The organism is Robertmurraya korlensis NBRC 107688, assembly GCF_001591645.1.
GTDB lineage: Bacteria > Bacillota > Bacilli > Bacillales > Cytobacillaceae > Robertmurraya_A.
Genome location: NZ_BCVH01000026.1, coordinates 14,198 through 36,357, shown reverse-complemented (window position 1 = coordinate 36,357; position 22,160 = coordinate 14,198). Strand labels below are relative to the sequence as shown.

21 protein-coding genes are annotated in these 22,160 nt (G+C 37.9%); all 21 read left to right on the top strand.

What is annotated here, in order from left to right:
- Window positions 1-33: 33 nt before the first annotated feature.
- The 21 genes from purR to tilS all read left to right on the top strand — a co-directional run bounded on the left by purR (window position 34) and on the right by tilS (window position 22,137).
- Complete coding sequence (purR, locus tag BKO01S_RS21160; RefSeq protein WP_066059258.1) at window positions 34-870, top strand: pur operon repressor; 837 nt, start codon at window positions 34-36, stop codon at window positions 868-870.
- The gene (gene ridA / locus BKO01S_RS21155) at window positions 867-1,241 is read left to right on the top strand and encodes a 2-iminobutanoate/2-iminopropanoate deaminase (protein ID WP_066059255.1); all 375 of its coding nucleotides are present in this window, start codon (window positions 867-869) and stop codon (window positions 1,239-1,241) included. The genes purR and ridA overlap by 4 nt, the downstream gene beginning before the upstream one ends.
- A 287-nt stretch (window positions 1,242-1,528) precedes the next feature.
- On the top strand, window positions 1,529-1,819 hold the full coding sequence (gene spoVG, locus BKO01S_RS21150) for a septation regulator SpoVG (protein WP_003347151.1): 291 nt from the start codon (window positions 1,529-1,531) through the stop codon (window positions 1,817-1,819).
- Between the two features lie 210 nt (window positions 1,820-2,029).
- Window positions 2,030-3,406 carry a bifunctional UDP-N-acetylglucosamine diphosphorylase/glucosamine-1-phosphate N-acetyltransferase GlmU gene (gene glmU / locus BKO01S_RS21145; RefSeq protein WP_066059252.1) on the top strand — a complete coding sequence of 459 codons (1,377 nt, stop codon included), beginning with the start codon at window positions 2,030-2,032 and terminating at the stop codon, window positions 3,404-3,406.
- 17 nt (window positions 3,407-3,423) lie between these two features.
- Window positions 3,424-4,383 (top strand): ribose-phosphate diphosphokinase, encoded by a 960-nt coding sequence (locus BKO01S_RS21140; RefSeq protein WP_066059249.1) that lies wholly within the window; start codon window positions 3,424-3,426, stop codon window positions 4,381-4,383.
- Window positions 4,384-4,510: 127 nt separating this feature from the next.
- Window positions 4,511-5,143, top strand: a complete 633-nt coding sequence (locus BKO01S_RS21135) for a 50S ribosomal protein L25/general stress protein Ctc (RefSeq protein ID WP_066059246.1) — start codon at window positions 4,511-4,513, stop codon at window positions 5,141-5,143.
- Window positions 5,144-5,223: 80 nt separating this feature from the next.
- A complete protein-coding gene (gene pth / locus BKO01S_RS21130) occupies window positions 5,224-5,784 on the top strand; it encodes an aminoacyl-tRNA hydrolase (protein WP_066059243.1) in 561 nt (186 codons plus the stop codon).
- Between the two features lie 132 nt (window positions 5,785-5,916).
- Window positions 5,917-6,147, top strand: coding sequence for an anti-sigma-F factor Fin (gene fin, locus BKO01S_RS21125; RefSeq protein ID WP_066059241.1), 231 nt, complete (start codon window positions 5,917-5,919; stop codon window positions 6,145-6,147).
- 80 nt (window positions 6,148-6,227) lie between these two features.
- On the top strand, window positions 6,228-9,767 hold the full coding sequence (gene mfd / locus BKO01S_RS21120) for a transcription-repair coupling factor (protein ID WP_066059237.1): 3,540 nt from the start codon (window positions 6,228-6,230) through the stop codon (window positions 9,765-9,767).
- A gap of 231 nt (window positions 9,768-9,998) precedes the next feature.
- A complete protein-coding gene (gene spoVT / locus BKO01S_RS21115) occupies window positions 9,999-10,535 on the top strand; it encodes a stage V sporulation protein T (protein ID WP_066059234.1) in 537 nt (178 codons plus the stop codon).
- A 111-nt stretch (window positions 10,536-10,646) separates the two neighbouring features.
- A complete protein-coding gene (locus tag BKO01S_RS21110) occupies window positions 10,647-12,254 on the top strand; it encodes a putative polysaccharide biosynthesis protein (protein WP_232311292.1) in 1,608 nt (535 codons plus the stop codon).
- A gap of 5 nt (window positions 12,255-12,259) precedes the next feature.
- Entirely contained in the window at window positions 12,260-13,723 is a 1,464-nt protein-coding gene (yabN, locus tag BKO01S_RS21105; protein ID WP_066059231.1) for a bifunctional methyltransferase/pyrophosphohydrolase YabN, read from the top strand.
- 13 nt (window positions 13,724-13,736) lie between these two features.
- Entirely contained in the window at window positions 13,737-14,006 is a 270-nt protein-coding gene (locus BKO01S_RS21100; RefSeq protein WP_066059228.1) for an RNA-binding S4 domain-containing protein, read from the top strand.
- Window positions 14,007-14,111: 105 nt separating this feature from the next.
- On the top strand, window positions 14,112-14,417 hold the full coding sequence (gene yabP, locus BKO01S_RS21095) for a sporulation protein YabP (RefSeq protein WP_066059226.1): 306 nt from the start codon (window positions 14,112-14,114) through the stop codon (window positions 14,415-14,417).
- Window positions 14,414-15,046: a spore cortex biosynthesis protein YabQ gene (gene yabQ, locus BKO01S_RS21090; protein WP_066059224.1), complete on the top strand. Its 633-nt coding sequence runs from the start codon at window positions 14,414-14,416 to the stop codon at window positions 15,044-15,046. The genes yabP and yabQ overlap by 4 nt, the downstream gene beginning before the upstream one ends.
- A 15-nt stretch (window positions 15,047-15,061) precedes the next feature.
- The gene (locus BKO01S_RS21085; RefSeq protein ID WP_066059222.1) at window positions 15,062-15,451 is read left to right on the top strand and encodes an FtsB family cell division protein; all 390 of its coding nucleotides are present in this window, start codon (window positions 15,062-15,064) and stop codon (window positions 15,449-15,451) included.
- 95 nt (window positions 15,452-15,546) lie between these two features.
- Window positions 15,547-16,026 (top strand): S1 domain-containing RNA-binding protein, encoded by a 480-nt coding sequence (locus BKO01S_RS21080; protein ID WP_066059219.1) that lies wholly within the window; start codon window positions 15,547-15,549, stop codon window positions 16,024-16,026.
- Between the two features lie 336 nt (window positions 16,027-16,362).
- The gene (gene spoIIE, locus BKO01S_RS21075; RefSeq protein WP_066059216.1) at window positions 16,363-18,837 is read left to right on the top strand and encodes a stage II sporulation protein E; all 2,475 of its coding nucleotides are present in this window, start codon (window positions 16,363-16,365) and stop codon (window positions 18,835-18,837) included.
- 91 nt (window positions 18,838-18,928) lie between these two features.
- Window positions 18,929-19,666, top strand: coding sequence for a vWA domain-containing protein (locus BKO01S_RS21070; RefSeq protein ID WP_066059213.1), 738 nt, complete (start codon window positions 18,929-18,931; stop codon window positions 19,664-19,666).
- Window positions 19,635-20,654 (top strand): serine/threonine protein kinase PrkT, encoded by a 1,020-nt coding sequence (prkT, locus tag BKO01S_RS21065; RefSeq protein WP_066059209.1) that lies wholly within the window; start codon window positions 19,635-19,637, stop codon window positions 20,652-20,654. Before BKO01S_RS21070 ends, prkT begins: the two co-directional genes overlap by 32 nt.
- Before the next feature lie 88 nt (window positions 20,655-20,742).
- Window positions 20,743-22,137 (top strand): tRNA lysidine(34) synthetase TilS, encoded by a 1,395-nt coding sequence (gene tilS / locus BKO01S_RS21060; protein ID WP_066059206.1) that lies wholly within the window; start codon window positions 20,743-20,745, stop codon window positions 22,135-22,137.
- Window positions 22,138-22,160: the final 23 nt, after the last annotated feature.

Here is a 22,160-nt window from a genome sequence, read left to right as displayed (position 1 = left end):
ATCGTTAAAATATTCGGATATGGGAGGTCAATTATGAAGTTTCGTCGAAGCGAAAGGTTAGTAGATATGACGAATTATTTGCTTGAGCACCCCCAGCAATTAGTCTCACTTTCTTTCTTTTCAGAAAGATATGGTTCTGCCAAATCATCTATAAGTGAAGATTTAGCAATCATAAAGGAGACTTTTGAGAAGAGAGGAATCGGAACACTAAAAACGGTTCCTGGAGCATCAGGTGGTGTGAAGTATACCGTAAAAGTATCAAATGAGGAAGCTAGGCCCATTATTAATGAATTATGCGACCTTATAGCTGACCCTGATCGCTTGCTACCGGGTGGGTACCTATATATGACAGATATACTAGGAGACCCAGCAATTGTTCAAAAGGCAGGTCGTTTGCTGGCTTCTGCTTTTACAGGAGAGAAAATTGATCTTGTTATGACTGTTGCAACCAAGGGAATTCCTTTGGCGTATGCCGTTGCGAGTCATTTAAATGTACCGGTTGTCATCGTAAGAAGAGATAATAAAGTAACAGAAGGTTCGACTGTTAGTATTAACTATGTATCTGGATCAACAGGAAGAATTCAAACGATGGTACTGTCAAAACGGAGCATGGAGCAAGGCGCTAATGTTTTAATTGTTGATGATTTCATGAAAGCAGGCGGAACGGTTAACGGAATGATTAGTATGTTACATGAGTTTAATGCTAAGTTAGCTGGAATTGCCGTACTAGTGGAAGCAGAAAAAATTGAAGAGAGACTAGTGGATGATTATTTATCCTTAGTAAAGCTTTCGGATGTTGATGTAAAAGAAAAGCAAATCCAAGTGAGTGAAGGAAATTATTTTTTACATAAACAGGAGGAATTAGTATGAAAATAGTTCAAACCAATCAAGCACCTGCAGCTATCGGACCATATTCTCAAGGGATTGTAGTTAACAATATGTTTTATAGTTCTGGTCAAATTCCTTTAACTGCTGAGGGTGATTTACTTCAAGGTGATGTAAAAGAACAAACTCATCAAGTATTTAAAAACTTAAAGGCGGTCTTAAAAGAAGCGGGAGCTTCCCTTGAAACAGTAGTTAAGGCAACTGTATTTATTAAAAATATGGATGAATTTGCTGCTGTTAATGAAGTGTATGGTGAGTATTTCTCTGTACATAAACCAGCCCGTTCATGTGTGGAAGTAGCAAGACTACCGAAGGATGTATTAGTAGAAATCGAAGTAATTGCACTCGTCAAATAAGACGAGTGTTTTTTATTTTCTAAATGTAATTATGACCATTGATCGTTGTCCAGCTCAAGCGCCTAGCCCCTCGAGTTCATAAGCCAAATCACTCCAGAAGGCAGGCCTTCCTGCGCGATTCGTCTTATGCTTGTCGGGGCTTAGCAAGGCTCTTTCGCATTTCGACTAAAAAGTTCATGATTTTGACTAATTTTTCAAAAAAAATTGAAATAGAGGAAGGAGATATGAAAAATTTGTTGAATATTTAAACGTAGATTATATCTAATTGTGCAAAGGTGGTGAACAGGATGGAAGTAACAGACGTAAGATTACGCCGCGTTAATACAGACGGACGTATGAGAGCAATCGCATCCATTACGCTTGATAATGAGTTTGTTGTTCACGATATCCGCGTGATAGACGGAAATAACGGATTATTCGTTGCTATGCCTAGTAAACGCACACCAGATGGAGAATTCCGCGATATCGCTCATCCGATTAATTCAGGTACACGTGGGAAGATTCAAGAAGCAGTTTTAGCTGAGTACCACCGTTTAGGTGAATTAGAAGTTGAATTTGAAGAAGCCGGTGCTTCCTAAAAAAATTAACAACAAGGGCCTACTTCCTAGTAAGGCTCTTTTTTATGTATTTTTATACCCTTTCTTCTCTCCAACATACTACTACCCGAAAAAATAACCAATTAAACCTTCTTTTATGTTAAAATCATGCAGTTTTTTATCTGTTCTTGAAATATACGTATATTTAAGATATATTCTTAATGGATAAAAAGGTATATTGGAGGCCTGTAAATGTCGAATCGGTATGCGGTAGTATTAGCCGCAGGGCAAGGAACTAGAATGAAATCAAAATTGTATAAAGTTCTCCATCCTGTTGGTGGGAAGCCAATGGTGCAGCATGTAATCGATCATGTGAAAAAGCTTAATATAAACAGTATTGTTACAGTAATTGGACACGGTGCGGAACTTGTAAAGGCACAGCTAGGTGAAGAGAGTAGCTACGTGCTTCAAGAGCAACAGCTTGGTACAGCACATGCTGTTATGCAAGCTACGGATATACTAAAGGACAAAGAAGGCATTACTATTGTTGTATGTGGAGACACTCCATTAATTAAAGCAACAACAATGGAAGCATTGTTCAAGCATCATGAGGAGACTTCTGCAAAAGCAACGATTTTAACAGCATGGACGAATGATCCGACAGGCTATGGACGTATTATTAGAAATGAAGATGGATCGGTAGAAAAAATTGTAGAGCATAAAGATGCAACAAGTGAAGAACGCTTAGTAAAGGAGATCAATACGGGAACCTATTGTTTTGATAATAAAGCTCTCTTTGATGCTCTTTCAAAGGTTTCTAATGATAATGTCCAAGGTGAATACTATTTACCAGATGTTATTGAAATTCTAAAAAAGGCTGGCGAAGTAGTAGCTGCTTATCAAACAGAAGATTTTGAAGAAACATTGGGCGTAAATGATCGAGTAGCGTTAGCTGAAGCAGAGCGTATCTTTAAAGAGCGTACAAATGAGTGGCATATGCGAAACGGTGTTTCAATAATCGACCCTGCAAGTACATATATTGGTCCAGATGTAGAAATTGGTCAAGATACCATTCTTTATCCAGGGACGATATTAGCTGGTGGAACGGTTATTGGAGAGGATTGTATTATTGGTCCACATACAGAAATCCAGAATTGTAAAATAGGGAGAGGTACTGCTATCCGTCAGTCAGCGGCTTACGATAGTGAGATTGGTAAGGATGTTGTCATTGGTCCTTTTGCGCACATAAGACCTCAATCGAATATTCATGATGATGTGAAAATTGGTAACTTTGTTGAAATTAAAAAGGCAGTATTCGGCAAAGGAAGCAAAGCATCGCATCTTAGCTATATTGGAGATGCTGAGGTTGGTACCAATGTAAACATTGGTTGTGGATCGATTACCGTAAACTATGATGGGAAAAATAAATACTTAACAAAAATTGAAGATAATGTATTTATAGGTTGTAACTCAAACCTTGTGGCTCCTGTAAAAGTGGGAGAAGGCGCGTATGTAGCTGCTGGATCAACCATTACTCAGGATGTTCCAGGGAACGCACTCGCTATAGCTAGAGCAAAGCAAGTAAATAAAGAAGAGTATGCTTCAAAATTAAATAGTAAACAGAAATAAGCAATCGGAGGTCCATCATGTCAAATCAGTATTTAGATCCAAATTTAAAGGTGTTTACACTTAATTCTAATCCTGCATTAGCCGAGGAAATCGCTAAGGTTATCGGAGTGGAATTAGGAAAGTGTTCGGTTACTCGTTTTAGCGATGGTGAAATTCAAATTAATATTGAGGAAAGTATCCGTGGCTGCGATGTATTTATTATCCAGTCAACAAGCTCACCGGTTAATGAGCATTTGATGGAGTTATTAATTATGATTGATGCTCTTAAAAGAGCATCTGCCAAATCAATTGGTATCGTAATGCCATATTACGGCTATGCACGTCAAGACCGTAAAGCAAGAGCTCGTGAACCAATTACGGCTAAGCTAGCAGCTAATTTACTTGAAACTGCAGGAGCTACACGCGTAATTACATTGGATTTACATGCACCACAAATCCAAGGGTTCTTTGACATTCCGATTGATCACCTGATGGGTGTTCCTATTTTATCGCAGTACTTTAGTAAGAAGGATCTAAGTGGTGATATTGTTGTTGTTTCTCCAGATCATGGTGGTGTAACAAGAGCTCGTAAAATGGCAGAGAGACTTAAGGCACCGATTGCAATTATAGATAAGCGTCGACCTAGACCAAATGTGGCTGAGGTAATGAATATTGTAGGTAATATTGAAGGAAAGACGGCAATATTAATCGATGATATTATTGATACAGCTGGGACAATTACACTAGCTGCTAATGCGCTTGTAGAAAATGGTGCTGCTGAAGTATATGCATGCTGTACTCATGCGGTCCTTTCTGGTCCGGCTATTGAAAGAATTGAAAACTCTAAGATTAAAGAGCTTGTTGTAACAAACTCCATTGCTTTATCAGAAGAGAAGAAATCCTCTAAAAAGATCAAAGAACTATCTGTTGCTGAGCTTTTAGGAGAGGCTATTATCCGCGTTCACGAAGAACAATCTGTAAGTATACTATTTGATTAAAACTCTGGGGCTTGCTATTTGTGCAAGCCTCATCTGTTTGCTGAAATTAAAATTTTCTACGTTTAGACTTTCCTGTTTAAGGGCATTTTTTATAAAGAGACCTTAATATTGGAAGGAGAAAACGATTTTGACTACGCAATTACATGCACAGGAACGTGAGGATTTCCGTCAATCCACTTTATCAATTATGCGTCACGAAGGACAAGTCCCAGCAGTTGTTTATGGCACAAATGTAGATAATAAATCACTGTACATAAATGCTGTTGATTTCCTTAAAACAATTCGAGAAGTGGGGAGAAATGGTGTAATTTCTCTTGATCTTGATGGAGAAACTTATGATGTCATATTATCGGATTATCAAATGGATCCAATAAAGAAGGAAATCTTACACGCAGATTTTCTAGCTGTCGATATGTCAAAAGAAATTGAAGTAAATGTTCGTGTTACTCTTATTGGGGAAGCTGCGGGTGTTAAAGATGGTGGGGTTCTTCAGCAACCTTTACATGAAGTAAGTATTACAGCAACACCAGCGGACATTCCTCAGGTTATTGAAGTCGATGTTAGCAATCTGCAAGTTGGTGAAACGATGTCTATCGCAGATATTCAAGGAAGTACATCCTACCATATTAACCATGAAGATGATGAGACCGTCGTCTCTATCCTTCCTCCTAGACAGGAAGAGGAAATTAGTACTGGTGAAGAACAAGAACCAGGAATTCCTGAAAATCAAGAAGGAAGAGAGACAAAGGCTGTCGAATAATTAAAGATACAGAGCAATCACAACAGGGACTGACCATATTTGTTTGGCCAGCCCCCTTTTGATGTTGTAAGAGGTGAAACATGAAATTATTTATCGGTTTAGGCAATCCAGGAAAGCAGTTTGATCAAACCAGACACAATGTAGGATTCGAAGTCATTGACCATTTATCCAATGAATATAATATTAAGCTGGATCAATCAAAATTCAAAGGGATTTATGGTGTTGGCTATGTGAATGGGGAAAAGGTATTTCTCTTAAAGCCATTAACCTATATGAATTTATCCGGAGAATCTATCCGTCCGCTGATGGATTATTTTAATATTTCGATTGAGGATATCGTGATCATCTATGATGACTTAGACTTACCAGTTGGAAAGCTCCGTTTAAGAGAAAAAGGCAGTGCTGGAGGGCATAATGGTATCAAATCCTCTATTGCTCATCTTGGTACACAGGATTTCAAACGGATACGAATTGGAGTCGGAAGGCCAACAAATGGTATGAGCATAAGTGACTATGTTCTTAGTAGGTTTACCAAGGAAGAGCAAGAAACCATTGACCTTATAGTGAAGAAGAGTGGTGAGGCTTGCTTAGATTGGCTAAAGGAGCCTTTCTTGCAGGTAATGAATCGTTATAATCAATAATCATAATAAAAAAATGAATCTTCGGTTATGATTAGTAGGTGGATTTCATATCGTATATAAGTACTAATGAATAAAGTCTGTCCTAATAGGTCAATACTAAGCTTAATGAATTGTTTACTAGGAGGGACAGGCATGGCCATTCATTACCATTGCCGACACTGCGGGCATACAATGGGCACGATTGAACAATCTACTTTAGAGTCCGAAAGATTAGGGCTTCACAAGCTGAATGGTGAAGAACGACTCGATATGGTAAGTTATGATACAGAGGGAAATATCCATATTAAATCAATTTGTGAGGATTGTCAGGAGCTGCTTGAAAGAAATCCAGACTTCCATGGACAAGATTATCTCATTCAGTAAAACGCTTTGGAGAAACATCCAAAGCATTTTTCTGTTTTCATATTACATAAAAGGTATAGGTATTGGGAGGAGGGTAATACATGTTAGCAATAAAACAACTATTTAGTGAACTAGACGATACGAAATCCGTCCTTTCAGGAATTGAAGAGGGTATTACTGAACAGCTGATTGCTGGGTTATCTGGTTCTGCAAGAACAGTATTTTTGGCTTCTGTATATGAACGTATGAGAAAGCCGATGTTAATCGTTACTCATAATTTGTTACAAGCCCAAAAGCTATATGATGATTTAATACAACTGGTGGATGTTGATGAGGTTTTTCTTTATCCCGCTAATGAGTTAATAGCGGCTGAGATGAGTATTGCTAGTCCAGAATTAAAGGCTCAGAGAATTGAAGCTTTAAATTATTTAAGCAGCAATGCAGGTGGAATTATTATTGCTCCGATTGCTGGAGTTAGAAAATATCTTCCGCCACTCGAGCTTTGGAAATCAAAACAATATACCATTTCGCTGGGTCAGGATATTGAGCTGGGCGAGCTCAGTGTTCAGCTTGTAAAAATGGGCTATACAAGGTCGGAAATGGTTGCAGCACCTGGTGAATTTAGTATTCGTGGAGGAATTTTAGATATATATCCACTTACGGAAGCGGATCCGATTCGAGTAGAGTTTTTTGATACAGAAGTTGATTCTATTCGTACCTTTTCCTTAGAAGACCAACGCTCAAAGCAAAAGCTATCTAAAGTTTTTATCGGACCAGCCACCGAATCTCCACTAGATGATGCTCATTATCCAATCATGGCAAAAAGGCTTGAAGACCACTTAGCCAAGAGTTTGAAAAAGCTGAAGGATGAGAAGGTAAAAACGTTATTGTCTCAAAATATAGGGTATGAAATTGAACAATTAAAGAATGGCCAAAGACCAGAGCAGCTATTTAAGTATTTGTCATTTGCCTATGAAAAGTCTAACAGTCTATTAGACTATTTGCCGAAAAATGGTCTTATTTTTGTAGATGAAATTAGTAGAGTTCAGGAGATGAGCGACTCTTTAGATAAGGAAGAAGCAGAATGGTATACAAGCCTCCTTGGGGAAGGCAAGATTGTCCATGATATTCCTGTATCTCACCATTTAAATGGGATGTTTCAAAAATCAAAAAAACCAATTGTTTATATGTCGCTTTTCCTAAGGCATGTTCCAAATACGAATCCTCAAAACATCATTAATGTTGCATGTAAACAAATGCAAAATTTCCATGGACAGATGAATGTACTAAAAGGGGAAATTGAGCGGTGGAAAAAAGGAAAGTACTCCGTCATTTTCTTAGGTGAGGATAGTGAGAAAAGTAAGAAGCTTGAAAGAGTATTAGAAGACTATGAAATTGAAGCTGTTGTGGCGAACCAAAAGCAGGATATTTTAAAAGGAAAAGTTCAAATCATGCAAGGCGGACTACAAACGGGCTTCGAGTTACCTATACAGAAAATCGTTGTTATAACAGAAGAAGAGCTCTTTAATAAACGCTCCAAGAGACAAACAAGAAGGCAAAAGCTATCAAATGCTGAGAGAATTAAGAGTTACTCAGAGTTAAAAGTGGGCGACTATGTTGTTCACGTGAACCATGGGATAGGGAAGTACTTGGGAATAGAAACTCTTGTCATTAACGGAGTGCATAAGGATTATTTGCACATTCGTTATCAAGGGACGGATAAGCTCTATGTTCCTGTCGAGCAAATTGATTTGGTGCAAAAATATGTAGGTTCAGAAGGTAAGGAGCCCAAAATATATAAGCTTGGCGGGAACGACTGGAAACGAGTCAAAACAAAGGTTCAGTCATCTGTTCAAGACATTGCTGATGATCTTATTAAGCTTTACGCAGAAAGAGAAGCTGCTGTCGGATATGCCTTCAATCCAGATGGAGATATGCAAAGAGAGTTTGAATCAGCCTTTCCATATCAAGAAACAGAGGATCAACTGCGTTCTATCCATGAAATTAAAAAGGATATGGAAAGAGAACGTCCGATGGATCGACTGCTATGCGGGGATGTAGGCTATGGGAAAACAGAGGTGGCCATTCGTGCAGCATTTAAAGCCATTGCAGATGGTAAGCAGGTTGCCTTATTAGTTCCAACTACGATTTTAGCGCAACAGCATTATGAAACAATGAGGGAGCGTTTTCAGGACTATCCTATCAATATTGGTCTGTTAAGTAGATTTAGAAGTAGAAAGCAGCAGAATGAAACAATTAATGGTTTAAAGCAAGGTACGGTTGATGTGGTGATTGGAACACATCGAATTCTCTCGAAGGATATTACGTATCGCGATTTAGGACTGTTAATTATTGATGAAGAACAGCGTTTTGGAGTAACACATAAAGAAAAGATTAAGCAACTAAAAACAAATGTGGATGTTCTAACGTTAACAGCTACTCCTATACCTAGAACTCTTCACATGTCCATGTTAGGAGTAAGAGATTTATCTGTCATTGAAACCCCACCAGAGAACCGTTTTCCCGTTCAAACATATGTAATGGAGTATAATGGTGGATTGGTTAAGGAAGCGATTGAGAGGGAATTAGCACGCGGTGGACAGGTGTATTTCCTTTATAATCGTGTGGAGGATATTGAAAGAAAGGCGGAAGAAATTACCGCGCTTGTTCCAGATGCACGCGTGACGTATGCACATGGGAAAATGTCTGAGAATGAGCTTGAATCTGTCATGCTTGGATTTTTAGAAGGGGAGTCGGATGTACTCGTTAGTACAACCATTATTGAAACAGGTGTAGATATTCCAAATGTAAACACCTTGATTGTATTTGATGCGGACCGAATGGGACTTTCTCAGTTGTATCAGCTGAGAGGACGTGTAGGTCGATCCAATCGAGTTGCATATGCGTATTTTACCTATAGAAAAGATAAAGTCTTAACAGAAGTTGCAGAAAAGAGGCTTCAGGCAATTAAAGAGTTTACGGAGCTTGGATCTGGATTCAAAATAGCAATGAGGGATTTATCTATTCGTGGGGCTGGTAATCTATTAGGTGCCGAACAGCATGGATTTATTGATTCTGTCGGATTTGATTTATATTCTCAGATGCTTAAGGAAGCAATCGAGGAAAGAAAAGTCGGTATTGATAAAGAGGTAGTTACAAAATCTGTTGAGATTGATGTAGAGGTAGATGCGTACCTACCAGACACATATATTCGTGATGGAAATCAAAAAATTGAAATGTATAAGCGGTTCCGTGGACTATTAACTCTTGAAGATGTACAAGAGCTTCAAGAGGAAATGATCGATCGATTTGGTGAATATCCTGATGAAGTTGCGTACTTGTTCCAATTATCCGAGTTAAAGGTGTATGCGAGAATGGCAGGTGTTGAGACAATTAAGCAAAGTAAAAATGAAATTAATATCATTGTCTCTGAAGAGGACAGTTCTCAAATAGATGGTCAAAAGATATTTGAGGTAAGCAGCCAATTTGGCCGTATGGTTGGACTTGGAATGGACGGAAGTAAATTAAAGATGGTTCTTCATATTAAGGGGATTGGGATAGATCAGTGGTTAGAAGCTGCTTTCAAAATGATGAAGGGTCTTCATAATGCAAGGAAGGATCTAGGAAGTATTGTCTCTTAAGGGATAATCAAGCATAGTAAAATGTTTAATCGATAGGATAAGGGGTAAATAAAGATAAATTGGATTATTTATCCACGACTGTTAATTTTAACATTTTAGAGAAAAAACTATGTAAGTGTATAGAACTTTCCATATGAAAGATACTAAGTTCAAACAATGGCAATCATTTCACCACGTAAAGAGATGGATGCCAAACGTTTAAATCATCAGATGAAAGTGAGGCAACGTTGGATGAAAGCAACTGGTATTGTTCGTCGAATCGATGATTTGGGTCGTGTCGTCATTCCTAAAGAAATCCGTAGAACTCTTCGAATTCGTGAGGGAGACCCGTTAGAAATTTTCGTTGACCGCGATGGAGAGGTGATTTTAAAGAAGTACTCTCCAATCAGCGAGTTAAGTGACTTTGCAAGGGAATATGCAGAGGCTCTATACGATAGCCTAGGAAATCCAATCTTAATTTGCGACAGAGATGCATACATAGCTGTTGCGGGTAGCTCAAAGAAGGACTATTTAAATAAGAATATTAGTGACCTTGTTGAAAAAACAATGGAAGACAGGACGTCCGTCATTATTACACAACAGGGTGAGGTAGCTTTAATTGATGGAATTGAAGAAACTATTTCTTCATATACGGTGGGTCCAATTATTGCAAATGGTGATCCTATCGGTGCTGTCATCATCTTCTCAAAAGAATCCACTATCGGTGAAGTAGAGCGTAAAGCGGTAGAAACAGCAGCAGGGTTTCTAGCTAGGCAAATGGAGTCATAAAATTCAAGGGAAAGAAGAGGTAGCGATAGCTACCTCTTTTTCCGTCTTACCATGTATGAATGTCTCCGATATGCTATAATAACTCCGAATTACCTAAAATTGGGGGTGAGGGTGATTAAACCCCATAAAGAGTCACATGCCATACTAAAGGGAACATTACTTCTTACGGTTTCAGCGCTTATTGTAAAGGTATTAAGTGCATTTTACCGGATTCCCTTTCAAAACCTAGTTGGGGACGTTGGATTTTATATCTATCAACAGGCATATCCTTTCTACGGAATGGCGCTTGTGTTATGTACATATGGATTTCCTGTCATTATATCTAAGCTTTATATCGAAAAAATGAGTGTAAAAGACATTCAAGGTGCAAAGAAGCTAATCGTTACATCCTCTATTCTTTTATCGTTGATTGGAGTTCTACTATTTGTGGCTTTGTTTTATGGAGCTCCTTATATAGCCTCTTTTATGAAGGACCCACATATTGCACTTCTCTTAAAGGCAATTTCTTTTATCTTTCTTTTAATCCCTTTTCTATCCATTATGAGAGGTGTGTTCCAGGGAAGTGGTGATATGAAGCCAACAGCAATATCACAAGTAACGGAACAGTTTATAAGGGTAAGCACAATCTTAGTGGTTGCCTTCTACTTGAGGAACGAGGATCTTTATACAGTCGGGGCAGGAGCTATGTTTGGCTCCATTGTTGGAGGGATTGTAGCGGTATTGGTTTTACTTTTCTTTTTTAAAAAAAGGGCAAAATATTTACCGGTGTTTTTCGAAAAGGAATCGATCCCGACGTGGTCTGAAGCTAGGCGTATAATAAAAGTACTGTGCATACAAGGGTTTGCTATAAGTGTCAGCAGTATGCTTCTTTTGTTTATCCAACTAGGAGATTCCTTAAATTTATATTCGTTATTATTAAATATGACAAACGAGCAGGCTGCAAAAGAAATGAAAGGAATTTATGACCGAGGGTTACCACTTATTCAACTTGGAACAGTGGTGGCTACATCCATGTCATTATCACTAGTACCCATCATCTCTAGTGAAAAAGTGAAAAAGGATATATCGATGTTACATGATAGAATCCGTTTATCCTTACTAATTAGTGTAATGGTTGGTATCGGAGCAAGTATTGGGCTAATATCCATTATTGAACCGACTAATATTTTCTTATTTCAAAATAGTGAAGGATCATCCATTCTTGCTATGCAAAGTACAATTATCCTTTTAAGTTCCCTTATTATTACTTTATGTGCAGTACTTCAAGGACTAGGGAAAATTATATTTCCCGCTATAATGATTGTTCTTGGGTGTTTGTTTAAATACTTGTTTAATATTTATTTCGTACCCCTGTTTGGAGCTTATGGTGCTGCTTTTGCTTCCGTACTATCCCTTGTTATAATTGCTATTCTCTTGTTTATGGTTCTACTATCAAGGGTAAAGGGAGAGATTATGAAAGGAAAAGAGTTAATAAAGGTTGCGGTGGCTGCTTTAATTATGTTTTTTGTTTTAAAAGGGTACCGCTGGCTTATTGATCCTTTTCTAGATGAACCAAACCGTTTAGAGGCGGGGCTTGAGGCAATGTTTGGTGTCTTTTTAGGAGGACTTAGCTATTTAATTATTATTTTGAAATTACATACATTCAAAGAGAGCGAATTGAGTTTATTGCCTCTAGGAAGCAAACTAATAAAATTACTTCCGAAAAAAAATAGGAGTTGATGAGTATGAATAAGATTCAAATCGTTGGTCTGGGTGCAGGTGATCTAGATCAGCTGCCATTAGGGATATATAAACTATTAAAGAATAGTAAGAAAGTGTATCTTCGAACGAAAGAGCATCCAGTAGTTGAAGAGCTAGTTAGAGATGAGGGTATGCAGTTTACTTCATATGACCATGTTTACGAAGCAAAGAATACATTTGATGAGGTATATGAGTCCATATGTGATGATCTAATTTCAAAGGCCGCTGAGGGGTCGCTCTTGTATGCTGTTCCCGGACATCCGTTGGTTGCAGAACGTACAGTTCAAATTCTGTTAGAAAGAGCAGGAACGTTAAAGGTAGAGATTGAGGTTATAGGAGGTCAAAGCTTTTTAGACCCATTGTTTCAAGCAGTACAAATGGATCCAATTGAAGGATTCCAGCTATTAGATGGGACAAATCTGAAGCGTGATGATATTCAAGTCAGTCAGCATGTAATTATTGGGCAGGTCTACGATACCTTTATTGCATCTGAAGTGAAACTGACACTGATGGAAAAATACCCTTATGACCATGATGTAGTTATTGTTACAGCAGCAGGAACAACCAAAGAAACGGTCAAAAAGGTGGAGCTACATGAGCTTGATCGTGAAGTAACACTAAATAATTTAACTTCGGTATATGTAGCGCCTATAAAGAGAGAAGAATTGACTTATAAAGAATTTTCTAAGCTACGAAATATTATTGCTGAACTCCGTGGACCAAATGGCTGTCCTTGGGACAAAAAGCAAACTCATCAGTCCCTAAAAAAGTATCTCCTAGAAGAGGTTTATGAGTTAATTGAAGCAATAAACGAAGAAGATATTGACCACATGATTGAAGAGCTAGGAGACGTACTGCTTCAAGTTATGTTGCATGCACAAATTGGAGAGGATGAAGGATACTTTTCAATTGACGAAGTAATTGAGGGAATATCATCTAAGATGGTTAGAAGGCATCCGCATGTATTTGGAGATGCTACAGCTGAAACAACTGAGGATGTTTTAAAGAATTGGCAAGAAATCAAATTGGAAGAAAAAGGAGAACAAGAAACCTCCATTCTTGATGGTATAGGTACTCATTTACCAAACTTAATTCGTGCCTATGAAATACAAAAAAAGGCTGCAAAAGTAGGTTTCGATTGGGAAAATGTAGTTCAAGCATGGGAAAAGGTAAAAGAGGAACTACAAGAATTCGAAGTAGAACTCTCAAAGGAAACACATACAGATGATCTGCAAAAAGAATTTGGAGATATCTTGTTTGCTCTGGTCAATATTGCTCGATTCTTACAAATTCAGCCAGAAGAAGCTTTATTTCAAACCAATCAAAAGTTCATGAGACGCTTTGCCTTTATAGAGGCTAAGGTATTAGAAAGTGGAAAAAGCTTTGATAAATTCACATTAGAAGAGCTGGATAAGTTTTGGAACGAGGCAAAAAAAGAAGAACAATGAGGAGGAGTTTTACATGAGGTTAGATAAGTTTTTAAAAGTTTCACGTCTTATTAAAAGAAGAACACTTGCGAAAGAGGTAAGTGATCAAGGAAGGATTACCATTAATGGCCTTCAAGCTAAAGCGAGCTCAACTGTTAAGGTCGGCGATGAGCTGGCTGTTCGATTTGGGCAAAAGATTGTAACGGTGAAAATTGAAAAGCTTCAAGAAACCTCCCGAAAAGAGGAAGCAGCGGATATGTATAGCCTTGTTAAGGAAGAGAAGGTTGAGGAAGCCACTGAATAGCTACTAGGACACCGAATCGTTCCCTTATGTTTCTGTTCTAATTGATTCATATCTTTCATACATATGTACAAAAGGTTGTACAAAGTGATTGTGAGGGATGAGAGAATGAGCCAATATTATGACACAAATACTTCAAAAGGGACCACGGTACCAGATCATGATGTCATCATGAGAGGGCGTAGACTTTTAGACATCACAGGTGTAAAGCAAGTTGAAAGTTTTGATAACGAAGAGTTTCTACTTGAAACAGTGATGGGCTTTCTAGCTATTAAGGGTCAGAATTTGCAGATGAAAAACCTAGATGTGGATAAGGGGATTGTTTCAATAAAGGGGAAAGTTTTTGATCTTGTGTATTTAGATGATCAGCATGGGGAGAAGGCTAAAGGCTTCTTTAGCAAGCTATTCCGATGACGCTAACAACACAATTTTTAACAATGCTTTCCATGGCTGCTATGGGAAGTTATCTAGGTGCTGCAATTGATACGTATAATCGATTTTTAATTCGATCAAAAAGGAAGTCTTGGCTCGTATTTTTAAACGACATATTCTTTTGGGTTCTACAGGGTTTGATCTTTTTCTACGTTTTATTTGTTGTTAACCAAGGAGAATTAAGGTCTTATATTTTCCTGGCTATTCTGTGTGGGTTTGCTGCTTACCAAAGTCTCTTAAAGCGAGGTTACGCAAGAGTTTTAGAGATTATCATAACAATGATAATCTCTATTTATCGGTATGCTGTCAAAATATTCCTTATGCTTATTTATAGGCCAATTGTCTCTCTCTTGCTAGGTTGTGTAAGTCTAGTAACTATTATAGGAAAGGGACTTTTCGTGCTTGTTAAGTGGACAATCCAGGTATTATGGATGATAATTAAGGTAATTTTCACCCCTGTCCAATGGCTCTTGATATTATTTTGGAATTTGTTGCCGAAACATATTAAAAAATCCGTCGAGAAGTTATATAATAAGTTAGCAGGAAATTTCCAGGGAATAAAGAATACCATTAACAACGTCTTTTCTAGATGGAGAAAGGACAAAGAGTAAGGGGGGAACGCCGAAGTGAGTGTTGTCAGGAAACATAATATATCTAAAATACCGTCACAATATGTGCAGCATCAGGAAAAGGCAGTAATTCAAAATGCAAGAAAAAGAACTCTGCTTATGAGAAGGCTAACAGTTTTTATTGTAATCGTAGGATTAGCAGCATACTTTATCGTATCTACACTCCTTAGGCAATCCGCAACTCTAGAGGCAATGAAAGAGGAAAAACAAAAGGCTGATCAGGAATTAGTTGCACTTAAAAAGGATGAAACTATCCTTAAAGAGGAAATCGTTAAACTAAATGACGAAGAATATATCGCTAAACTAGCAAGAAAGGATTACTTTCTTTCCAATAGTAATGAGATTATATTCAATCTTCCAGTGGAAAAAAAAGACAAGGAAAAATGAACCGGTAACTCGGCTTATTGACACGCTTTTTTTCCTTTCTGTATAATATATATAAAGTACGATTTTTTATATTCTTAAGGAGGAACATTCTTTTTATGTCAATCGAAGTAGGCAGCAAGTTACAAGGAAAGGTAACAGGCATTACTAATTTTGGAGCTTTTGTAGAGCTACCGGAAGGATCAACAGGTCTTGTTCACATTAGTGAAGTTGCAGATAATTATGTTAAAGACATTAACGACCATCTAAAAGTTGGTGATCAAGTAGAGGTAAAAGTCATCAATGTTGAGAAAGATGGCAAGATCGGTTTATCAATTAAAAAAGCTGTAGATCGACCTGAGAGACCTGAACGCAGCTCTCGTCCAGAAAGATCGGAAAGACCACCATATCGTGGGGGTGGAAATGATTCAAGAGGAGCAGGCCGTCCTCGTCAAGGGAAAGCAAATGATAGAATGCCTGCTAAAGAGAACTTTGAATCAAAAATGGCTCGTTTCTTAAAAGATAGTGAAGATCGACTGTCTTCTCTTAAACGCAATACAGAATCTAAGCGCGGTGGAAGAGGAGCTAGAAGAGGGTAACTTGCTGCTTATATTTATAAATTTAAGGCAAGCCGACAAAACGGCTTGCTTTTTTGTGTTTATTTCCAAATTTTTTAAAATCATATACCAATTTTTATTCCTTTAATTTCTACAAAAACCCCTTTCTTTTTGAAAGGGGTTTTTGCTTCCGAAGTTACGAATATAGTTATGAAGGCGAAGAAATTTATAGAATCTTGTCACGTTATTGAACCAGTTTTAAATTAATCAGAGAATTACGTCGAACAAAAAATGGAATATGTTGAGTAATTATGACAAAATTTTGAACTTATGTTTTTTATAATGCTTGCAACGAAACAAAAATGGGGTGTAAAAACTATGGAAAAGGTAGAAAGGAATATTATTGATCCTGTCGGTGAAGTCAATTTTAATAAACATAAGATCGAGTTTGGAAATATATTGGACAAGCTACAAGCAAAGTTAGAGACGTTTTTCGTGAAAAAAGGAATTCTTCTTTTACTCATAGGTTTTTTGCTTGGACGGGCCCTGATATTGTCTAAACTAACGCCTTTTGCCCTTCCTTTTTTTGCGGCAGTCTATTTCGTAAAAAAGGACAAAGCTCCTCTTGCTTTAATCGGACTAGTAGCTGGTGCAGCAACCCTTTCAATTGTAAATTCCGCATTTGCTTTTTGCACAGCCTTTCTATTTTTATTTACTTTTCGATTAACTAAAAGATGGCTGAAAACAGAAGTTCGAGCAATCCCCTTTTATGTATTCTTCACTCTGGGTTTGGGTGAGATTGCAAAATGCTATCTTACAACAGGAAATGTAACCCTTTACGATGGAATGATGGCAGGGGTAGAGGCTAGCCTGGGCTTCATACTTACTTTGATTTTCCTTCAGAGTATCCCTCTACTTTCTATGAGTAAAAGGAGACAAACGTTAAAAACAGAAGAGATCGTTTGTTTAATTATCATGTTGGCATCTATTATGACTGGAACGATCGGATGGTCATTGTATGACTTATCTATTGAACATATCATGTCGAGGTATTTAGTTTTGGTATTTTCATTTGTTGCAGGGGCGACTGTAGGATCTACTGTAGGAGTTGTAACTGGGTTAATTTTCAGCCTAGCAAACATAACTAGTTTTTATCATATGAGTTTACTAGCTTTTTCGGGCCTACTAGGAGGGCTTTTAAAAGAAGGGAAAAAAGTGGGAGTAGCCGTCGGGCTTTTAATAGCCACTTTATTAATTGGGATGTATGGGGAGGGTGGAGGCTCTCTTTATAAAACGGTATTAGAAACGTCCGCAGCGATTCTATTATTTTTCCTTACTCCTCAAGCTTTAACATCTAAATTAGCAAAGCATATCCCCGGTACACCTGAGTATTCTGCAGAGCAACAGCAGTATATGAGGAAAATGAGAGATGTCACTGCACAAAGAGTAGAACAATTTTCTTCTGTCTTTCAAGCTCTGTCAGACAGTTTTTCATCATTTGATGAAAGTACGGATAATGACAAGGATAGAGAACTTGATTTTTTCCTTGGAAATGTAACCGAAAAGACCTGTCAAACATGCTTTAAAAAGGAGAATTGCTGGTCCAGAAACTTTAATACAACATATGAATACATGAAGGATATTATGAGTGAAATGGATCAAAATTCGGGTGTTGTACCAGTGAAGCTTTCAAGAGATTGGGAGAAACATTGTACAAAATCCAAAAAGGTAGTTGATACCATTCAACAGGAGCTAAGCTTCTACCAAGCAAATCAAAAACTAAAGAAGCAAGTCCAGGAAAGCAGAAGGCTTGTTGCTGATCAACTCCTTGGTGTCTCAACGGTCATGGGGAACTTTGCGAAGGAAATTCAAAGGGAAAGAGATAATCATTATAAGCAGGAAGAGCTTATACTAGAAGCATTACGAGAATATGGTGTTCATATTGAACATGTTGAGATCTATAGTCTTGAACAAGGAAATGTTGATATAGATATAACCATTCCTTACTGCAATGGACATGGTGAATGTGAAAAACTTATAGCACCAATGCTTTCGGATATTTTAGGGGAAAACATCGTCGTAAATGCAGAGGAGTGTGCTTCCTATCCAAATGGGTATTGTCATGTAACCTTCCGATCTGCAAAGGCCTTTACGATTGATACAGGGGTTGCTCATGCGGCGAAAGACGGCGGCTTTGTATCAGGGGATAGTTATTCAACGATTGAGCTTGGCGGTGGAAAGCATGCTGTTGCCATTAGTGATGGAATGGGAAATGGGGAAAGGGCTCATATCGAAAGTCAGGAAACTCTGCAACTTTTGCAAAAGATCCTACAGTCAGGAATAGAGGAGAAGGTGGCAATTAAATCGGTTAATTCCGTCCTATCTCTAAGGACAACCGATGAAATTTTTTCAACCTTAGATTTAGCGATGATAGATCTCCAAAATGCGGCTGTTCGGTTTTTGAAGATTGGTTCAACACCAAGTTTTATAAAGAGAGGGAATGCTGTTATTAAAATTCAAGCGAGTAATCTACCGATGGGGATTATCCAGGAATTTGATGTAGATGTGGTAAGTGAACAGTTAAAGGCAGGTGATCTTCTAATCATGATGAGTGATGGAGTATTTGAAGGTCCTAAACATGTAGAAAACTATGACCTATGGATGAAACGGAAAATCGGAGAGTTAGTAACAGACGATCCGCAAGAGGTGGCTGATTTAATAATGGAGGAAGTTATTCGCTCTCGTTCAGGGTTCATTGAGGATGATATGACAGTCGTTGTGTCGAAGATAAAACATAACACTCCAAAGTGGTCAACAATACCTATTAATAAATATCGAGCAAAAGCAAACTAGTTATTTTATACAGTATAGAGAAAATATATGTATATTTCCTCTCTATCTAGTCGAAAATGTTAGCAACATTTAGACGTGGAGGGGAATCCAAATGAAAACTGGCACATTAAAGCAAATCCTTTTGATAACTGATGGATGCTCAAACCAAGGCGAGGACCCAATTGCTGTTTCAGCATTAGCAAAAGAGCAAGGAATAACTGTAAATGTGATTGGAGTAATGGAACAGGATGTTATTGATGACCAAGGATTAAGAGAAATTGAGAATATTGCCTTATCTGGTGGTGGTGTAAGCCAAGTTGTCTATTCACAGCAGCTTTCTCAAACGGTACAAATGGTTACAAGAAAAGCGATGACACAAACACTACAAGGTTTAGTCAACAAGGAACTACAGCAAATCCTTGGTGGCTCACAGACAGTTGAGGACTTACCTCCTGAAAAGCGAGGAGAAGTCATGGAGGTTGTAGATGAACTTGGGGAAAAGGTAGAGCTAGAAGTGTTGATTCTTGTCGATACAAGCGCAAGTATGAAACATAAGCTTCCGACTGTGAAAGAGGCTTTATTAGACCTATCGTTAAGCCTAAATGCTAGATCAGGTGACAATCATTTCTCTGTGTATGTATTTCCCGGGAAAAAGAATGATGTCGAAAAATTGCTAGACTGGACCCCTAGATTAGAATCATTAACTAGTGTTTTCTCAAAACTTACAACAGGAGGAATCACCCCAACCGGTCCTGCACTTCGTGAAGCACTGTCATCCTTTAAGAAAAAACGTTCGCTAAGGAGCCTACTTTCTCGTGATGATGAACAATACTTTGAAGAATCTGTCTAATATAACACCAGGGACAATTGTTGAAGGAAAATGGCATAAAAACAGATATGTAATTGTGAAGGAGCTTGGGTACGGAGCAAACGGGATTGTTTATCTTGCTCAGCATCTAAATCAGTATGTAGCGTTAAAGTTGAGTCATAACGGCATGTCAATTACTTCTGAGGTTAATGTCCTCAAATCCTTTGCTAAGGTCCAAGGGTCAACCCTAGGGCCTTCTTTGGTTGATGTGGATGATTGGATGAGGCCATCAGGAAAGGTATCATTTTATACAATGGAATATATTAAAGGACCTGACTTTTTAACGTTTATCCAACAAAAGGGATCCGTTTGGATTGAAGTACTTGTTTTACAGCTACTCTCTGATCTACATTTATTGCATATAAATGGTTGGATATTTGGTGACTTAAAGCCGGAAAATTTAATCGTTACAGGACCGCCATCAAAAATTCGTTGTATTGATGTTGGAGGCACAACCATTCAGGGGAGAGCAATCAAAGAATTTACTGAGTTTTATGATAGAGGATATTGGGGACTAGGTTCAAGAAAAGCAGATCCAACATATGATTTATTTGCAGTTGCTATGATTATCATCAATACATCCTATCCAAAACGATTCCAAAAAAATTCAGGTGGCCTTAATCAGCTTCAGATGATGATTAGACAAAAGCCTGAGTTACATAAATTTGAACAAGTAATCATAAGTGCTCTCCAAGGGAAATATCAAACAGCTAACGAAATGAGAGAAGCACTTATTAATACAGATAAGACTCATACTCGACCAAGTGCGCCGAAGACTTCAAATACAAAATCACAACAACAACACTCCAAACCAGTCATGCAGCAACAGACAAGACAAGCGCAAACCCGTGCTGCTCAGAGTCGTCAAACAATTGTTAAAAAGAAAAAGAAAAGATATGCACTAGAAACGATGCTTATTGTAACAACCTTATCCTTTCTATATTTTCTTTATATTTATGGACAGTTATAAAAAATTGATAAATAACCCCCTTAGTTTTTGAAGGAATGTATAGAAAATGTTAAGCTTATGATAAGACAATGAAGTAAGGAAGAATCTCATGCTTGAACAAAAAGTGGAAGCTTTTCTAACTCGAAAAAAAATAAACTTAATGGGAGCTAGCATTTTAGTAGGTGTATCTGGTGGGCCAGATTCACTTGCGCTTTTACACTTCCTATGGAAGCGCCAAGAGCGCTATCAACTAAAGCTTTTTGTTTCACATGTTGACCATATGTTTAGAGGAGATGAATCCGAGCGTGAAGCAAGGTTCGTTCAATCCTTTTGTGAAGGAAGGAACATTCCTATAACTGTTCACTCCATAAATGTTCCATTGTACATGGAAGAAACAGGGTTGAGCTCACAGGTGGCAGCAAGGGAATGCAGATATTCTTTTTTTCAAGAAACGATGAGAAGGGAAAACCTTCACTATTTAATGCTAGGACATCACGGTGATGACCAAATTGAAACGGTGATTATGAGATTAACAAGAGGAAGTTCAGGAAAAGCTAGAGTCGGTATCCCTTTTTCAAGACCGTTTGATACTGGGACACTCCTTAGACCTTTCCTTTGCGTTTCTAAACAAGAGGTTGAAGAATATTGCCAAATAAATAGGCTAGAGCCAAGAAGAGATCCTAGTAATGATAGTAACAAATATAGTAGAAATCGGTTTCGTCATACGATTCTTCCTTTTTTAAAAGGCGAGAACCCACGGGTACATGAGCATTTTCAGAGGTTTAGCGAGGAAATGGAAGAAACAGAGCGATATATGGAAGAGTTAGCTAACCAACAATTACCAAAGGTAATGAAGCTTCAAAGTGAGAAGAAAATTATAGTTGACATTCAAATCCTCTGCTCAATGCCAATGCCTTTACAAAGAAGAGTGATTAAACTAATATTAAACTATCTTTACAAGCATCAACCAGCTTCCCTTGCTGCTGTTCACATTGAACAGATCTTTTCTCTTATCAACAACCCTCATCCCTCCGGTATGATTGATTTACCTGACAAATTAAAGGTAGCTCGCTCGTATGGGGAGTTGGAATTTCAATTTCAACATTCTGTACCAAAGGATGTATCCTATGAGATTGAATTAACAGTTGGAAAAACGTTATTGCCGACAGGGGATTTCATTACTTGGGAATATGTTGATAAAGAAATAGAATATACTAACATTAATCAACTTCTACTTCCTTTTCCTTGCAGTGGTCTTCCACTGAAGGTGAGAACAAGAAGAGAGGGAGACAAAATGCGAGTGAAAGGGATGAAAGGAACAAAGAAGATTAAAGATATCTTTATTGACAAGAAGCTACCCATTCCTGATAGAAATAGGTGGCCGCTAGTAACAGACTCAAATGATCATATCATTTGGATTCCCGGAATAAAGAAATCGGATACATCTTCTTGGATTCAAGCTGATCAAAAGAAATACATACTTTTAAAATATAACAAGCAATGATCTTCTAGGGGGCACAAGCAAAT

What these genes read in the sequence shown, in the direction of transcription:
- spoVG (WP_003347151.1), top strand. Translation starts at nt 1,529, where the DNA reads ATGGAAGTAACAGACGTAAGATTACGCCGCGTTAATACAGACGGACGT.
- BKO01S_RS21100 (WP_066059228.1), top strand. Translation starts at nt 13,737, where the DNA reads ATGAGGTTAGATAAGTTTTTAAAAGTTTCACGTCTTATTAAAAGAAGA.
- yabQ (WP_066059224.1), top strand. Translation starts at nt 14,414, where the DNA reads ATGACGCTAACAACACAATTTTTAACAATGCTTTCCATGGCTGCTATG.
- purR (WP_066059258.1), top strand. Translation starts at nt 34, where the DNA reads ATGAAGTTTCGTCGAAGCGAAAGGTTAGTAGATATGACGAATTATTTG.
- mfd (WP_066059237.1), top strand. Translation starts at nt 6,228, where the DNA reads ATGTTAGCAATAAAACAACTATTTAGTGAACTAGACGATACGAAATCC.
- pth (WP_066059243.1), top strand. Translation starts at nt 5,224, where the DNA reads ATGAAATTATTTATCGGTTTAGGCAATCCAGGAAAGCAGTTTGATCAA.
- spoVT (WP_066059234.1), top strand. Translation starts at nt 9,999, where the DNA reads ATGAAAGCAACTGGTATTGTTCGTCGAATCGATGATTTGGGTCGTGTC.
- BKO01S_RS21070 (WP_066059213.1), top strand. Translation starts at nt 18,929, where the DNA reads ATGAAAACTGGCACATTAAAGCAAATCCTTTTGATAACTGATGGATGC.
- tilS (WP_066059206.1), top strand. Translation starts at nt 20,743, where the DNA reads ATGCTTGAACAAAAAGTGGAAGCTTTTCTAACTCGAAAAAAAATAAAC.
- BKO01S_RS21140 (WP_066059249.1), top strand. Translation starts at nt 3,424, where the DNA reads ATGTCAAATCAGTATTTAGATCCAAATTTAAAGGTGTTTACACTTAAT.
- prkT (WP_066059209.1), top strand. Translation starts at nt 19,635, where the DNA reads ATGATGAACAATACTTTGAAGAATCTGTCTAATATAACACCAGGGACA.
- BKO01S_RS21080 (WP_066059219.1), top strand. Translation starts at nt 15,547, where the DNA reads ATGTCAATCGAAGTAGGCAGCAAGTTACAAGGAAAGGTAACAGGCATT.
- yabN (WP_066059231.1), top strand. Translation starts at nt 12,260, where the DNA reads ATGAATAAGATTCAAATCGTTGGTCTGGGTGCAGGTGATCTAGATCAG.
- fin (WP_066059241.1), top strand. Translation starts at nt 5,917, where the DNA reads ATGGCCATTCATTACCATTGCCGACACTGCGGGCATACAATGGGCACG.
- ridA (WP_066059255.1), top strand. Translation starts at nt 867, where the DNA reads ATGAAAATAGTTCAAACCAATCAAGCACCTGCAGCTATCGGACCATAT.
- yabP (WP_066059226.1), top strand. Translation starts at nt 14,112, where the DNA reads ATGAGCCAATATTATGACACAAATACTTCAAAAGGGACCACGGTACCA.
- glmU (WP_066059252.1), top strand. Translation starts at nt 2,030, where the DNA reads ATGTCGAATCGGTATGCGGTAGTATTAGCCGCAGGGCAAGGAACTAGA.
- spoIIE (WP_066059216.1), top strand. Translation starts at nt 16,363, where the DNA reads ATGGAAAAGGTAGAAAGGAATATTATTGATCCTGTCGGTGAAGTCAAT.